At 65.1% G+C, this 13,652-nt stretch carries 14 protein-coding genes; 12 read left to right on the top strand and 2 right to left on the bottom strand.

Annotated features, from left to right (window positions below; genetic code table 11):
* Positions 1–78 precede the first annotated feature (78 nt).
* From ACIBJI_RS28810 to ACIBJI_RS28855, 10 genes are all read left to right on the top strand, one after another.
* Positions 79–1,734 (top strand): serine/threonine-protein kinase, encoded by a 1,656-nt coding sequence (locus tag ACIBJI_RS28810; protein ID WP_364347657.1) that lies wholly within the window; start codon positions 79–81, stop codon positions 1,732–1,734.
* 18 nt (positions 1,735–1,752) lie between these two features.
* Positions 1,753–2,424: an HAD family phosphatase gene (locus ACIBJI_RS28815; RefSeq protein WP_364347654.1), complete on the top strand. Its 672-nt coding sequence runs from the start codon at positions 1,753–1,755 to the stop codon at positions 2,422–2,424.
* Between the two features lie 202 nt (positions 2,425–2,626).
* Complete coding sequence (locus ACIBJI_RS28820) at positions 2,627–3,490, top strand: arpA protein (protein WP_397086700.1); 864 nt, start codon at positions 2,627–2,629, stop codon at positions 3,488–3,490.
* Positions 3,491–3,500: 10 nt separating this feature from the next.
* On the top strand, positions 3,501–4,337 hold the full coding sequence (locus ACIBJI_RS28825) for a class I SAM-dependent methyltransferase (RefSeq protein WP_364347648.1): 837 nt from the start codon (positions 3,501–3,503) through the stop codon (positions 4,335–4,337).
* Positions 4,334–6,145: a choline/carnitine O-acyltransferase gene (locus ACIBJI_RS28830; protein WP_364347645.1), complete on the top strand. Its 1,812-nt coding sequence runs from the start codon at positions 4,334–4,336 to the stop codon at positions 6,143–6,145. The genes ACIBJI_RS28825 and ACIBJI_RS28830 overlap by 4 nt, the downstream gene beginning before the upstream one ends.
* Before the next feature lie 113 nt (positions 6,146–6,258).
* On the top strand, positions 6,259–6,522 hold the full coding sequence (locus ACIBJI_RS28835; RefSeq protein ID WP_069162624.1) for a phosphoribosyl-ATP diphosphatase: 264 nt from the start codon (positions 6,259–6,261) through the stop codon (positions 6,520–6,522).
* 123 nt (positions 6,523–6,645) lie between these two features.
* Positions 6,646–7,497: an ATP phosphoribosyltransferase gene (gene hisG, locus ACIBJI_RS28840; RefSeq protein WP_364347641.1), complete on the top strand. Its 852-nt coding sequence runs from the start codon at positions 6,646–6,648 to the stop codon at positions 7,495–7,497.
* Between the two features lie 146 nt (positions 7,498–7,643).
* Positions 7,644–7,778: a hypothetical protein gene (locus ACIBJI_RS28845; RefSeq protein ID WP_364347638.1), complete on the top strand. Its 135-nt coding sequence runs from the start codon at positions 7,644–7,646 to the stop codon at positions 7,776–7,778.
* Positions 7,778–8,941, top strand: coding sequence for a putative sulfate exporter family transporter (locus ACIBJI_RS28850; RefSeq protein ID WP_364347635.1), 1,164 nt, complete (start codon positions 7,778–7,780; stop codon positions 8,939–8,941). Before ACIBJI_RS28845 ends, ACIBJI_RS28850 begins: the two co-directional genes overlap by 1 nt.
* 200 nt (positions 8,942–9,141) lie before the next feature.
* Positions 9,142–9,291 carry a hypothetical protein gene (locus ACIBJI_RS28855; protein ID WP_364347632.1) on the top strand — a complete coding sequence of 50 codons (150 nt, stop codon included), beginning with the start codon at positions 9,142–9,144 and terminating at the stop codon, positions 9,289–9,291.
* Between the two features lie 2 nt (positions 9,292–9,293).
* Here the strand turns inward: ACIBJI_RS28855 and ACIBJI_RS28860 are convergent, their stop codons facing one another.
* On the bottom strand, positions 9,294–10,193 hold the full coding sequence (locus ACIBJI_RS28860; RefSeq protein WP_364347629.1) for a RecB family exonuclease: 900 nt from the start codon (positions 10,191–10,193) through the stop codon (positions 9,294–9,296).
* 80 nt (positions 10,194–10,273) lie between these two features.
* Between ACIBJI_RS28860 and ACIBJI_RS28865 the strand changes: the two genes are divergently transcribed.
* Positions 10,274–11,107: a tRNA (adenine-N1)-methyltransferase gene (locus tag ACIBJI_RS28865; RefSeq protein ID WP_062989275.1), complete on the top strand. Its 834-nt coding sequence runs from the start codon at positions 10,274–10,276 to the stop codon at positions 11,105–11,107.
* A gap of 1 nt (position 11,108) precedes the next feature.
* Here the strand turns inward: ACIBJI_RS28865 and ACIBJI_RS28870 are convergent, their stop codons facing one another.
* Positions 11,109–11,603 (bottom strand): hypothetical protein, encoded by a 495-nt coding sequence (locus tag ACIBJI_RS28870; RefSeq protein ID WP_364347625.1) that lies wholly within the window; start codon positions 11,601–11,603, stop codon positions 11,109–11,111.
* A gap of 206 nt (positions 11,604–11,809) precedes the next feature.
* On the opposite strand from ACIBJI_RS28870, the gene arc reads away from it, so the two are divergent.
* On the top strand, positions 11,810–13,570 hold the full coding sequence (gene arc, locus ACIBJI_RS28875) for a proteasome ATPase (protein WP_364347894.1): 1,761 nt from the start codon (positions 11,810–11,812) through the stop codon (positions 13,568–13,570).
* Positions 13,571–13,652: the final 82 nt, after the last annotated feature.

Consider the following 13,652-nt stretch of genomic DNA (forward strand, 5'->3'; position numbering starts at 1 on the left):
CGTAGCATTTTCGAAGATTTCCGCTTACGCGCGGAGTGCGGAATTGGCTCGGCGGGCAAGCAGGAGGGGCACAACACCATGACGGCGGACCGGTTGATCGCTGGACGGTATCGGCTGACGGATCCGATCGGCACCGGCGCCATGGGTGTGGTGTGGCGGGCTACCGATGTCCGGCTGCGCCGCACCGTCGCGGTGAAGCAGTTGGTGCTCGCGCCCGGTCTGTCCCGGTCCCAGGCCCTGGAGGCCAAGCTGCGGGCCATGCGGGAGGGCCGCATCGCGGCGCGACTACACCATCCCAATGCGATCACCGTCTTCGATGTCGCCGAGGAGGACGGCCAGCCGTGGCTGGTCATGGAGTACATGAACGCGCCGAGCCTGGCCGCGAAACTGGCGGGCAAGCGGACCCTGGAGCCGACCGAGGTGGCCCGCATCGGCGCGCAAGCCGCGGGTGCGCTGGCCGCTGCACACGATGCGGGCATCATGCATCGGGATGTGAAACCCGCGAATCTGCTCGTCGGCGACGACGGCACGGTGAAGATCACCGATTTCGGCATTTCCCGCGCCGTCGGCGATGTGACGGTCACCGCCACCGGATTCCTGGCGGGCACCCCGGCCTATCTCGCGCCGGAGGTGGCGCGCGGGGAGAATCCGGAACCGGCCTCGGATGTCTTCGCGCTCGGCTCCACGCTGTATGCGGCGGTCGAGGGCAGTCCGCCGTTCGGTGAGGGCGATAACGCTCTCGCGGTCCTGCATGCCGCGGCGCGGGCACAGATCCCGCCGCCGCAGCACGCGGGAGAACTCGGTCCGGTGCTGATGCGGCTGCTATCCGCCTCGATCGATGGTCGCCCAAATATGCGCGAGGCCAAGGAGGCGCTGGAAGCCGTTGCGGCGGGCCGGACTCCGGCGTTGGTGACCACGCCGACGATGACCAAGGTGCTGCCCGCACCCGGCGCGGATGCGACCACCGTTCTGAACAAGTCGGGTGGCGCGGCGGAAGACGCGACTCAGGTTGTCCCGCTCGCGGGCCCCGCCGCACCGGCCCGTACCGTCGCGCCGCCGCCCGCGCCGCCGAAGTCCGGCGGCACCCTGCCCGGCGGTGGCGGTGAGCAGAGTCGTGGCCGTCTGGTCGCGGTGGCCGCGGCCGCCGCGGTCGCGGTGCTGGTGCTGGTCGCGGTCATCGTGTCGTCGCTGAACAACGACGACAAGGGCGGTAGCGCAGTCGGTTCGACGACGCCGACACCGGCGCCCACCAGCTCGGAGACCGGACCGGAGTCGTCGATCGCGATCCAACCGGGTCAGCCGGAGCAGCAGGCGCCGACGACCACGGCGGCGCCGACCACCCAGCCCAGCACCACAGTGGCGCCGACCTCGTCTACCAAGCCGTCGACCACCGCACCGCCGACGACCACCACCACCCAGTTCGGTCCGGCCACCCCGGATCGGATCTCGCAATTCGTCTACGGCTACTACGGGATGCTGCCGGGCAATGTGCAGGGCGGGTGGTCTGAGCTGACGACGTCGTACCAGGCTCAGACCGGTGGCTTCGGCTCCTACTCACAGTTCTGGTCCACCGTTCGTTCGGTGAGCGTGAGCGGCGTCGCACCGAACGGTGAGAACCGGGCGGTCGTTTCGCTCACCTATAACCTGAAGAACGGCTCGACCTCTTCGGAGAACCGATGGATCCAGGTCGTGTCGGATAACGGGCGATTGCTGATCGCCGCTTCGGGCGTATAGGAGAGGGAGACGAATCGGGTGACGGCGCGACTTGCCGGTGTGCTGTGGGATATGGACGGCACGCTGCTCGATTCGGAGAAACTGTGGGATGTCGCCGTGCGCGAACTGGCTCGCGCACACGGTCACGAGATGACCGATGAACTGCGGCATTCATTGATCGGTGCGTCCGGACCGAACGCCCTTCGGCTCATTTTCGACGGTTTGGGTATCGAGAGGACACCGGATGCGTTGCGAGCCGCCGGTGAATTCATCGAGCGGCGGGTGACCGAACTGATGGCGGGGCCGATCCCATGGCGGCCCGGCGCGAAAGATGCGCTCGCATTGGCGCGCACTGCGGGTCTCCGCACCGCATTGGTCACCAATACCAAGCGGTCGCTTACGGAATTCGGCTTGGATACGCTCGGTCGCGATTTCTTCGACGTGTCGGTCTGCGGTGACGAAGTCGCGCACGGCAAGCCCGAACCCGAGATCTATCTGCGCGCCGCCGAACTGCTCGGTGTGCACCCGCGAGACTGTGTGGCACTGGAGGATTCGCCGACCGGTGCGGCCGCGGCCGGTGCTGCGGGCTGTGCGGTCATCGTGATCCCGTGTGAGATACCGGTTTCGGCGGCGCCGGGACGGGTATTCCTTGATTCATTGGTGGGATTGACACTGCGGGATCTGGAAGACGCGCTACGCGTCAGAGGTTGAGCCGCGCGCCCGAACAGGGAGCGTCTTCGGGACGGATCATGATCACGAGTCCCGCTGTTTGTGAGCCGACACTCCCGACCTCGCCATAGTGAGAGTTACTGTGCCGCAACGCAAGTGCGCGCAGTTGGCAGGTGTGACCGTAGTCACCGGCAACTTTGTCGAATCCCGGGCGTGTCGCCGATCGCTCTACCAAAATGACGCCATGGCTGCGACGGATGTCCTGGACGAGATCGTCGATACGGCACGGTATCCGCTGGGGGATCCGACCGGCGCGGCGTGCAGGGAAGCGGTGGCGCGGGCCCGCGCGGAGTTGGCCGAAAGTGGCTGCACCGTACTGCGCGAGTTCATCCGTTCTGAGTTGATCGAGACCCTGCGCGCGCAGGGCGAGACGATGGCCCCCGATGCGCACTATGAGGTCGAACGGGTCAACGCCTACAACATCCCGCTGAATACCGAACTGCCACAAGACCATCCGGGCCGCATCGTGTTGGAACGGGGCAATGCCTTCGTCCCGCGCGACCGCATTCCGGCCGAGGCCCTGATCCATCGGCTCTACACCAGTCCGCTGTTCCAGCGCTTTGTCGCGGATTGTTTCGCACTGACCGAATTGCACGAATTCGCAGACCCTTTGGCCGGATTGTGCCTGAACGTGGTGGCGCCCGGAATGTCACATCCCTGGCATTTCGACACCAATGAATTCACCGTCAGTATGTTGACCCAGCCTGCCGAGACCGGCGGAATCTTCGAGTACTGCCCGAATATTCGCTCACCCCACGCCGAGAACCTCGACGATGTGCGGGATGTGCTCACCGGATCCGGTGCGCAGCTCATCCGGCACCTCGATCTGCGGCCCGGCGATCTGCAATTGTTCCAGGGCCGCTTCTCGCTGCATCGGGTTTCGCCGGTCGAGGGCGGCACGGCACGGCATTCGGCGATCTTCGCCTATACCGATCGGCCCGGTGTCATCGGCACCGTGGAACGCACCCGCCAACTGTTCGGGCGGGTGCTGCCCGATCACCTAACCGCCGCGGCCGACGCCGTCCGTGGCGATCGGTTGCTCGACTGAGAGGGACGACATGCCAGTGCCGTTGCATACGACCGGAAAAGCTTCCTTCGACGATATCTACGACCGCCCCGATCCGCGCGATTACTACGCTCGGATGGCCGACTTGGATTACCGCATACCGGAACTGGCGAAACCGCACTTCCAGCAGCAGATTCGGGAATACCGTGCCTCCGCCCGCGTGGACACTCCGACCGTGCTCGATATCGGTTGCTCCTACGGCGTCAACGCGGCCCTGCTGCGCTTCGACACCACCGTGAGTGAACTCGCCGAGCATTACCGCGGTGCCGAGGACGCCGATCATGCCGCACTCATCGCCCGCGATAGGGCCCGCCTGGATGCCAGCAACCAGCTCCCCGGCGTCCACTTCATCGGCATGGATGCCGCCCGCCCGGCGCTGGCCTACGCCCAGGAAGCCGGATTCCTGCACGACACGGTGCACGCGGATCTCGAGGCCGCCGACCCGACCGAGGCGCAACGCCGTACGCTGGCGACCGCGGATATCGTCATCTCGACCGGTTGCGTCGGATACGTCACCGAGAAGACGCTGGCGCGGGTGGCAACGGCGCACCCGCGTCGCCGGCCGTGGATGGCACACTTCGTACTACGGATGTTCAGCTTCGAACCGATCGCCGCGGAGCTGGCGGCGCTCGGCTACCGCACCGAGCGAGCCCCCGGGGTGTTCGAACAACGCAAGTTCGCATCCGATAATGAACGCACCCAGGTGCTGAATGCCTTGGCCGCCAACGGAATCGACACCGCTGGCCAGGAAAGCACAGGTTGGCTGCTTGCCAACCTGTACATCTCGCGACCGCTACCGAAACACGCCGACCCCAAGGACCCGCATTGACCGAACGCACCTTCGCCGCCGACGACCACCTGCCAAGGGTGCCCCTGCCGACGCTGGAGGACAGCGGCGAGCGGTTGCTGCAGTGGTGTGCGCCACTGCTGACCGCCGACGAATTCGCCACCACCGAGGCAGCGGTCGCCGACCTGCTTCGCCCCGACGGTCCGGGCCGAAAGCTGCACGCGGCCCTGGCCGAATACGATGCCACCCCCGGCGTCGGGAGCTGGCTGGATCTGTTCTGGCCGTCGCGCTATCTGGGCCGTCGTGATCGCATCGCCTTGAATGCCAACTTCTTCTTCCTGTTCCGTGATGACACCGCACTGGCCGCCTCCACCGAGGCCTCGCAGGTGGCGCGGGCGGCCGGAATCATCACGGCCGCGGTCGATTACAAGCTGGCGCTCGATATCGAGGCGATCCCGCCGGTCACCCAGCGCGGACAGCAGCTGTCGATGTGGCAGAACAGGTACCTGTTCTCCGAAACCCGGATTCCGGGGGAGACACAGGATTCCGTGCGGGTGCCCTACAGCGACGAATGGCCAGGACCGTCGACCGCCAGGCATATTGTGGTGTTCTTCCGCGGCAGCATGTTCCGGATGGATGTGATCGGACCGGACGGTGTGCCCTACTCGCTGGAGGATCTCGCCGACGGGCTGCGCGCGGTGCTCAAGGCCGGTGCACGCTCGGCCCGCACCGATACCGCAGTCGGCCATCTGACCACCAAGGCGCGGGCCGAATGGGCCGTCAGTAGACAGGGATTGCTGGCCGAACCCGCCAACGCCGCGGCCTTGGACACCATCGAGACCGCACTGTTCGGCGTGTGTCTGGAGGATTTCCCGCCGCGCGATGAACTGCAGGCCTGTGATCAGCTGCTGCACGGTGACAGCGCCAACCGTTGGTTCGACAAGTCGGTGTCGTTCATCGTCTTCGCTGATGGTCAGGCTGGCATCAATGTCGAGCACTGCGGTCTCGACGGCACCACCATCCTGTCCTTCGTCGACACGCTGCTGGAGGCTCCGGCCGCCGAGCACGCCGAACGGGCCGGGGCACAGCCGCAGGGGTTGCCCCCGGTCGAGCCGATCGAATTCGTCCTCGATCAGGCGCAGCGCGCCGATATCGCGGCGGCTGGAGCGGCATTCTCCCGGTATGCGGCCGAGAATGCCACCGCGACAGTATCTTTCGATTTCGGCACCACTCGCGCCAAACAGTTCGGCATCTCACCGGATGCGTTCGCACAGCTGAGCTATCAGCTGGCGCACCGGCGCAGTAAGGGATTGACCGGCGCCACCTACGAATCCATTGCCACCAGGCAGTACCGCAACGGCCGCACCGAGGCCATGCGGGTGGTGACACCGGAGATGGTGGCCTTCGTCGATGCCATGCAAGATCCAGCGGTCGCGCAGGCCGACCGGCTCGCTGCCGCGCGGACGGCCGCGAGCGCGCATGTCGAACGCGCTAAGCAGTGTCAGGCTGGTAACGCGCCCGAACAGCATCTGTGGGAACTCGAGTGGATCCAGCGGCGGCGCGGCGCCGAACTCGGCGTCACCGAGCCGATCCCGCTCTACACCAGCCCCGGCTGGACGATCATGCGCGACGACTACCTGAGCACGAGCTCTGCCCCGTCGGTCAATATCCGCTACTTCGGTTTCGGCTCAACCAGCCAGAAGTGCGTCGGCATCGCCTACGTCCTGCTGCCGGACCGTTGGAACATCTACCTGGCCACCCCCAAGCCCGTCGCCGCGGAGATGTACGCCTTCGCCGATCACCTGCGCACCGCCGTAGCGGACCTGGAGGAACTCCTCTCGGCTGCCTGACGCATGGCTTCGCACCCCTTGTGGCAGCCACAAGGGGTGCGAAGAGTGCGCCTGATGGGTGGGGCCGGGCCGGAGCAACAGGTCCGCATACCCGTCTGAAACAATGGCTCACCGTGAAGAACTTCGAAACCCTGTTCGCCGAGCTGCAAGATCGTGCGGTCACCCGCCCCGAGGGGTCGGGGACCGTGGCGGCATTGGACGCGGGCGTGCATTTCCAGGGTAAGAAGGTGCTCGAGGAGGCCGGTGAGATCTGGTTGGCCGCCGAGCACGAGAGCGACGAGGCGCTCGCCGAGGAGATTTCGCAACTGCTGTACTGGGTCCAGGTGCTGATGGTGGGCCGCGGGCTGAAGCTGGAAGACGTGTACCGACATCTGTGACGGCGGTGTTGAATTTGCGGCACTCGCGGGCCCCTTCGTGGTTACGCTCCGCTACCGCCTCCGGGGCCGTCGCCCGCGCCGCCACGTCGATCCCTAGTTCTCCTCCTCGAAAGGACCCTCCCCATGCTGCGCGTCGCAGTCCCGAATAAAGGCGCACTTTCCGAATCGGCCACCTCGATCCTCGCCGAGGCCGGTTACCGCAAGCGCACCGATTCCCGCGACCTGACCGTCCTCGATCCGGCCAACCAGGTCGAGTTCTTCTTCCTGCGGCCCAAGGACATCGCCATCTACGTCGGCTCCGGTGAGCTCGACCTCGGCATCACCGGCCGCGACCTGGCGCTGGATTCCGGTGCACCGGTTCAGGAACGGCTCGCCCTCGGGTTCGGCCGCTCCTCCTTCCGCTACGCCGCTCCGGCTGAGCGCGAATGGAAGGTCGAGGACCTCTACGACAAGCGCATTGCCACCTCGTACCCGAATCTGGTCCTGAGCGATCTGCGGCGCCGCGGTATCGAGGCCGAGGTGATCCGCCTCGACGGCGCGGTCGAGATCTCCATCCAACTCGGGGTGGCCGATGCTATTGCCGATGTGGTCGGCTCCGGCCGCACGCTGCGCCAGCACAATCTGGTTGCCTTCGGCGAGACGCTGTGTGATTCGGAGGGCGTGCTCATCGAGCGCACCGGCTCCGATCAGAACGAACGGGCCCGCAATCAGCTCATCGCCCGCATCCAGGGCGTCGTATTCGGCCAGCAATACATCATGTTGGACTACGACTGCCCGAAGGAACTTCTGGCGGAGGCGGTCGAGATCACGCCCGGTCTCGAGTCGCCGACGGTTTCCCCGCTCGCCGATTCGAACTGGGTCGCCATCCGCGCCATGGTGCCGCGCAAACAGGGCAACGAGGTGATGGACCAGCTCGCCGAACTCGGCGCGAAGGCCATTCTGGCCTTCGATATCCGGTCCTGCCGCGCCTTCTGACCTGATTTCTACAACTCGGCCCCGTCACTCGGCGGGGCCGAGTTGTTTTGTGCGAGTGATCGATTCACTGCGATTGCAATCGGTGTGCTGACCTGCGGTTGATTGGTACGTTACGGCCTCGATGAGGAAATGCGAGGAGTATCACAGTGACGCAGACATCGCCCGTGAAATCTTCGGGCAGCACATTCGCGTGGAATGAGGACTGGCTGGCCGCCATCGTCGGCCTGGTTCTCATCGCCTTGGTTCTGCTCGGCGCAATCCCGGATTGGTTGGTGCCGTGATGTCGGAGAGCGAAGCCAGGACCGAGTCGGACGTCACCGATCAGAATACAGTCCGATCCGAAACCGCTGCACTGCAGTCGATTCCACGTCCCACGGTAGTTGAGATCGGAGTCGGGATCGCGGTCGTCATCCTGCTCGGCGCGCTGACCCGCTACTTCGACACCCATGTGCCGCGGTGGGCGGTCGGTACGCCGTTCAACCGGGTCGCCAAGTCGATCGAATTCCCGGTGTACGCCATTGTCATCGGCCTGATCGGCAATGTCGTACTCGCTGAACTCGATCTCCGGGAACGCCTTTCGGCCGGATTCCGCACCGAATTCTTCATCAAGACCGGTGTGGTGCTGCTAGGCGCATCGATCAATCTGAAGATCTTGGTGACCGCGGCGGGCCCGTCGATCGTGCAGGCGCTGCTGCTGATCACCGCCGTTTTCGGCTTCACGTGGTGGCTGGGCGGTCGACTGGGTCTCGACGATAAGCTGCGCGCCCTGCTGTCCTCGGCCGTCTCGATCTGCGGTGTCAGCGCCGCCATCGCGGCCGCGGGCGCGGTGCAGGCCAAACGCGAGCAGATCGCGTACGCGGCATCGCTGGTGATCATCTTCGCGCTACCGTCGATCTTCGTATTGCCCTGGCTCGCAGATGTTTTCAATCTCTCCGATGCGGTCGCGGGGGCTTGGATCGGCGGCAATATCGACACGACCGCGGCGGTCGCGGCCTCCGGTGCGATCGCGGGGGAGAAGGCACTGCAGATCGCCACCATCGTGAAGACCACGCAGAATGCGCTCATCGGCATTGTCGCCATCGCGCTGACCGCCTACTTCACGATCCGGGTCGAGCGCATTCCCGGTGCGGCCCGGCCCTCGCTGCGCCAGTTCTGGGAGCGGTTCCCGAAGTTCGTGATCGGCTTCGTCGCAGCCTCCGTCATCGGCACGCTCTATCTGCAGTCGGTGGACAAGAAGACCGGCGCGGCGCATATTGCGATCGTCAACGATCTGCGGACCTGGTTCCTGATCTTCGCCTTTGTCTCCATCGGTCTGGAGTTCTCGCTGCGCGGCTTGCGCGAGGCAGGCTGGCGTCCGGTCGTGGTCTTCGGATCCGCGGCGGTCTTCAATCTGGCGGTCGGGCTGGGTCTGTCCCTGCTGCTTTTCCGCAACTTCACCGCGTAGATCCGCGCCGGCAACCTGCGGTTACGGTGCTCGCCGGTCACCCCGGCGAGCATCGCAGTGGTGTTGTGTGCTTTCAGTTCGCGACGGAACTCACGAAAACTTCATGCTCTGCTGTCAACACTGGGGCCGGGTTGGGCGAAACAACTATGGAAGACCTCGGACGGGCAGGCCGTTCGGGACCGAAGGACAGGGGAAGCCCAGTGAAACCGAGTATCGAGTCGGTCGGTTCGTGGTGGCGGATTCGCAATATGCTCATCGTGATCGGTGATGCTCTCGGCGTCCTCGTACTCATCGGCGTCATCGCCGCACTCGGTTCGCATGGCCTCGATCTGAATCTGTTCCTCGGCTGAGCTCAGTCGGCGACCGCGTCGGCGAAGGTTTCGTCCGGCGATTCCCCGGTGCCACCGTCCGGCCAGCCCGGATAGACCGGTGGTGTGCCGCCGAATGCGGGGCACAGACTCTTGTAGCTGCAATGTCCGCACAGCCAGCTGGTACTCGGCAGGAACTCGCCGGTCCGCCCGGCCGACAGAATGGCCTGCCAGAGGGCCGAGAGGGTGCGTTCGAAGCGCAGCAGTTCGTCCTCGTCGGGGGCATAGGTGAGGATCTGCTCGTCGGCTAGGTAGATCAGTCGCAATTGGGTGGGCAGGATGCCGCGGGTGCGCAGCACGACCAAGGCGTAGAACTTGAGCTGGAACAGCGCCTTGGTCTCTTGGGCGAGTCCGGGAGCCCGGCCGGTTTTGTAGTCGACGACGCGCAGCTCACCGGTCGCAGCGACATCGATGCGGTCGACGAACCCACGCAGGAGCGCACCGTCGTCGAGTTCGACCTCCACTCGCGACTCGCACGACTCCGGATCGAAGCGGGTCGGATCCTCCAGCCGGTAGTACGTCTCGACGAACGCGCGCACTTCGCCTAGAAAGCCCGCCAGTCCGTCCGCTGCGACCACTTCGGCGACCTCGGGTCTATCAGCTAGCACCCGGGCCCATGCGGGCTCGACGAGCCCGGCAGCGCGTTCGAACCGGCGTTCACCGGCGGGCAGTCCGTACAGATCCTCCAGCACCGCGTGCACCACCGTGCCGCGCACCGCGACCCGCGTCGGCGGCTCCGGAATCCGATCGATCGCCCGGAACCGGTACTTCAGCGGGCACTGCTTGAAATCCATTGCCCGCGAAGGTGACAGTGCCGGACGTGGACGATCGGATGCGACCTCCCGCGCGATGTCGGCAGGGGGCGTGGTGACCGGCGGATGCATACCTGGCAGGCTATCCGGGCGCACCGACACGCCGGTGCCAGCCAGTGCGGACAGCAGCGACGACCAGCGAACGGAGATACATGACGGCCAGACGGACCGGGCCATTCACCATCGGGGACCGGGTACAGCTGACCGATGCCAAGGGGCGCCTCTACACCGTGGTGCTGGAACCGGGTAAGGAATTCCACACGCATCGCGGCGGTATCAAACACGACAACCTGATCGGCGCCGATGAGGGCAGTGTCGTGCAATCCACCAATGGCACACCGTATTTGGCATTGCGGCCGTTGCTGATCGATTACGTGCTTTCCATGCCGCGCGGCGCGGCGGTCATCTACCCCAAGGATGCCGCCCAGATCGTGCACGAGGGCGATATGTTCCCCGGCGCGCGGGTACTGGAGGCCGGTGCGGGTTCGGGTGCGTTGACGTGCTCGCTGCTGCGCGCCGTCGGCCCGCAGGGCCAGGTCGTCTCCTACGAGATCCGCGAGGACCACGCCGAACACGCGATCCGCAATGTGGAAACCTTCTTCGGCGAGCGCCCGGACAACTGGTCGATCACCGTCGCCGATGTCGCCGACTACGACGGCGCGCCGGTCGATCGCGTCGTCCTGGATATGCTCGCGCCGTGGGATGCGCTACCCGCTGTGTCCAAGGCGCTGGTCCCCGGCGGTGTGCTGATCGTCTATGTGGCGACCGTCACACAGTTGTCGAAGGTGGTCGAGGCGCTGCGCGAGCAGGAGTGCTGGACCGAGCCGCGCTCGTGGGAATCGATGGTGCGCGGCTGGCATGTGGTGGGGCTGGCGGTGCGGCCCGAACATCGCATGCAGGGCCACACCGCCTTCCTGGTCAGCGCGCGGCGCCTCGCCGAGGGCACGGTCACCCCGAAGCCGCAGCGTCGACCGTCGAAGGGCTGATTCAGGCCGGAACGCAGGGCGCCTGCGCGAAACCGAGCATCAGGCAGCCGCTGGCATCCGAGAGCTTCCAGGTGCCGTCAACATATTCCCAGGTCAGAGGCATCGCGGGGGCGGTGCCGTGCGGTGAGGTGATGGTCACCTGGGCGGTCGCGGATTCGCCGCTGGTGGTGATATCGGCGACCGCGTAGATGAGCTTGCCGTAGCTGCCGAGCGCCTGGTTCATCTGGTCGATATTGGCGGTGCGTTTTTCGCCGTTGACGATCAGCTTGGTCTTCTCGGAGGTGGGTTTTGCCGGGTCGGAGAGGGCATCCAGGACGGCGGTGAGAGTTTCGGCGGTGGGTGCGGCGGCGCTGCCGTGATCGCCGTGACCTGCGGCGCTGGTCGTCGCTGCGGCGGAGGTGGTACTCGTGGCCTTGGTATCGGACTTATCGTCGGAGCCACAGCCGGTCAGACCGACGGTAGCGGCCATCGCCGCCGCGGTGATAACCATGGACATACGCAGCGTCCTGGCGGGAAGGAGCATTGTCAGCAACCTTTCGGTTCGGGCGGCGAAGCGGGTCGCCGTGGTCTGGTTAGGGCAGGCTAACATGGTGGATCCGCCGCCGACCGCGGCCCAGATGTGATCACGACGAAACCATGTCGGAAAGCGAGAACGGTTCGCGCCCGGTAGCGTTAATAGACCGGGACTGGGAGGAGCAGCACATGAGCCCCATCGAGAATTCGGATTCGGCGGCCTGGAGAGAGCTCGAGGCGGTACGCGCCGAAGCGGCTGCACTCCGCAGGCAACTGGCCGATTCGCCGGATCGTGCACGGGAATTGGAAGCCCGTATCGATTCGCTGACCATTCGCAACACCAAGCTGATGGACACCCTCAAGGAAGCGCGCCAGCAGTTGGTGGCGTTGCGCGAGGAGGTCGATCGGCTCGGTCAGCCACCCAGTGGATACGGCGTTCTGATCGGTGTGTACGAGGATCAGACGGTCGATGTGTTCACTTCGGGGCGCAAGATGCGTCTGACGTGTTCACCCAATATCGACACCTCGACCCTCGAGTACGGCCAGACCGTGCGCCTCAACGAGGCGCTGACAGTCGTGGAGGCCGGCATCTTCGATGCAGTGGGTGAGATCGGCACCCTGCGCGAGATCCTCGACGACAGTCGTCGCGCGCTGGTCGTCGGGCATGCCGACGAGGAACGTGTGGTGTGGCTGGCGGGTCCGCTGGCCAAGCTCGCCGAAGTCGACGATCTCGAAGATCCCGATCAGCCGATTCGCAAACTGCGGCCGGGTGATTCGCTACTCGTGGATACCAAGGCGGGTTTCGCCTTCGAGCGCATCCCCAAGGCCGAGGTCGAGGATCTCGTACTCGAGGAAGTCCCCGATGTCGACTACGGCGATATCGGTGGTCTCGGTCGACAGATCGAGCAGATCCGTGATGCGGTGGAATTGCCGTTCCTGCACAAGGACCTGTTCCGCGAATACGCGCTGCGCCCGCCCAAGGGTGTGCTGCTCTACGGTCCACCCGGTTGCGGTAAGACTTTGATCGCCAAGGCCGTTGCCAACTCGCTGGCGAAGAAGATCGCCGAGGCGCGTGGTGAGGATGCCAAGGAAGCCAAGTCGTTCTTCCTGAACATCAAGGGCCCCGAGCTGCTGAACAAGTTCGTGGGTGAGACCGAGCGCCACATCCGGATCATCTTCCAGCGTGCGCGAGAGAAGGCGTCCGAAGGTACGCCGGTGATCGTGTTCTTCGACGAGATGGATTCGATCTTCCGGACCCGCGGTTCGGGCGTGTCCTCCGATGTGGAGACCACGGTCGTGCCGCAGCTGCTCTCGGAGATCGACGGTGTCGAGGGTCTCGAGAACGTCATCGTGATCGGTGCCTCCAACCGCGAGGACATGATCGACCCCGCGATCCTGCGGCCCGGACGTCTCGATGTGAAGATCAAGATCGAGCGCCCGGACGCCGAATCGGCACAGGACATCTTCTCCAAGTACCTGACCGAGCATCTGCCGCTGCACGCCGACGATCTCGAAGAGTTCGGCGGCGACAAGGGGCTGTGCATTCGCGCGATGATCGAACGGGTCGTCGACCGGATGTACGCCGAGAGCGAGGACAATCGCTTCCTGGAGGTCACCTACGCCAACGGTGACAAGGAAGTCCTGTACTTCAAGGACTTCAACTCCGGCGCCATGATCCAGAACATCGTGGACCGCTCCAAGAAGTACGCCATCAAGGCCGTCCTCGACACCGGCAACCCGGGCCTGCGCATCCAGCATCTCTACGATTCGATCGTGGACGAGTTCTCCGAAAACGAGGACCTGCCCAACACCACGAATCCCGATGACTGGGCCCGCATTTCAGGTAAGAAGGGCGAGCGGATCGTCTACATCCGCACTCTGGTTACTGGCAAGAACGCCAGCGCCAGCCGCGCCATCGATACCGAGTCGAACACAGGTCAGTACCTGTAGGTTTCGGGCCGAGGGCCGTGCCTCCTGTTGGGGGTGCGGCCCTCGGGTGGTTCGGGCGAGTGGATCGTCTACATCCGGCTGT

This window comes from Nocardia sp. NPDC050408, from assembly GCF_044458905.1.
Classification (GTDB): domain Bacteria; phylum Actinomycetota; class Actinomycetes; order Mycobacteriales; family Mycobacteriaceae; genus Nocardia.

Bases quoted from the DNA above. Each gene is read 5' to 3' on its own strand.
- ACIBJI_RS28810 (WP_364347657.1), top strand. From the start codon at position 79: ATGACGGCGGACCGGTTGATCGCTGGACGGTATCGGCTGACGGATCCG.
- ACIBJI_RS28820 (WP_397086700.1), top strand. From the start codon at position 2,627: ATGGCTGCGACGGATGTCCTGGACGAGATCGTCGATACGGCACGGTAT.
- ACIBJI_RS28825 (WP_364347648.1), top strand. From the start codon at position 3,501: ATGCCAGTGCCGTTGCATACGACCGGAAAAGCTTCCTTCGACGATATC.
- hisG (WP_364347641.1), top strand. From the start codon at position 6,646: ATGCTGCGCGTCGCAGTCCCGAATAAAGGCGCACTTTCCGAATCGGCC.
- ACIBJI_RS28850 (WP_364347635.1), top strand. From the start codon at position 7,778: ATGTCGGAGAGCGAAGCCAGGACCGAGTCGGACGTCACCGATCAGAAT.
- ACIBJI_RS28860 (WP_364347629.1), bottom strand. From the start codon at position 10,193: ATGCATCCGCCGGTCACCACGCCCCCTGCCGACATCGCGCGGGAGGTC.
- ACIBJI_RS28865 (WP_062989275.1), top strand. From the start codon at position 10,274: ATGACGGCCAGACGGACCGGGCCATTCACCATCGGGGACCGGGTACAG.
- ACIBJI_RS28870 (WP_364347625.1), bottom strand. From the start codon at position 11,603: ATGTCCATGGTTATCACCGCGGCGGCGATGGCCGCTACCGTCGGTCTG.
- arc (WP_364347894.1), top strand. From the start codon at position 11,810: ATGAGCCCCATCGAGAATTCGGATTCGGCGGCCTGGAGAGAGCTCGAG.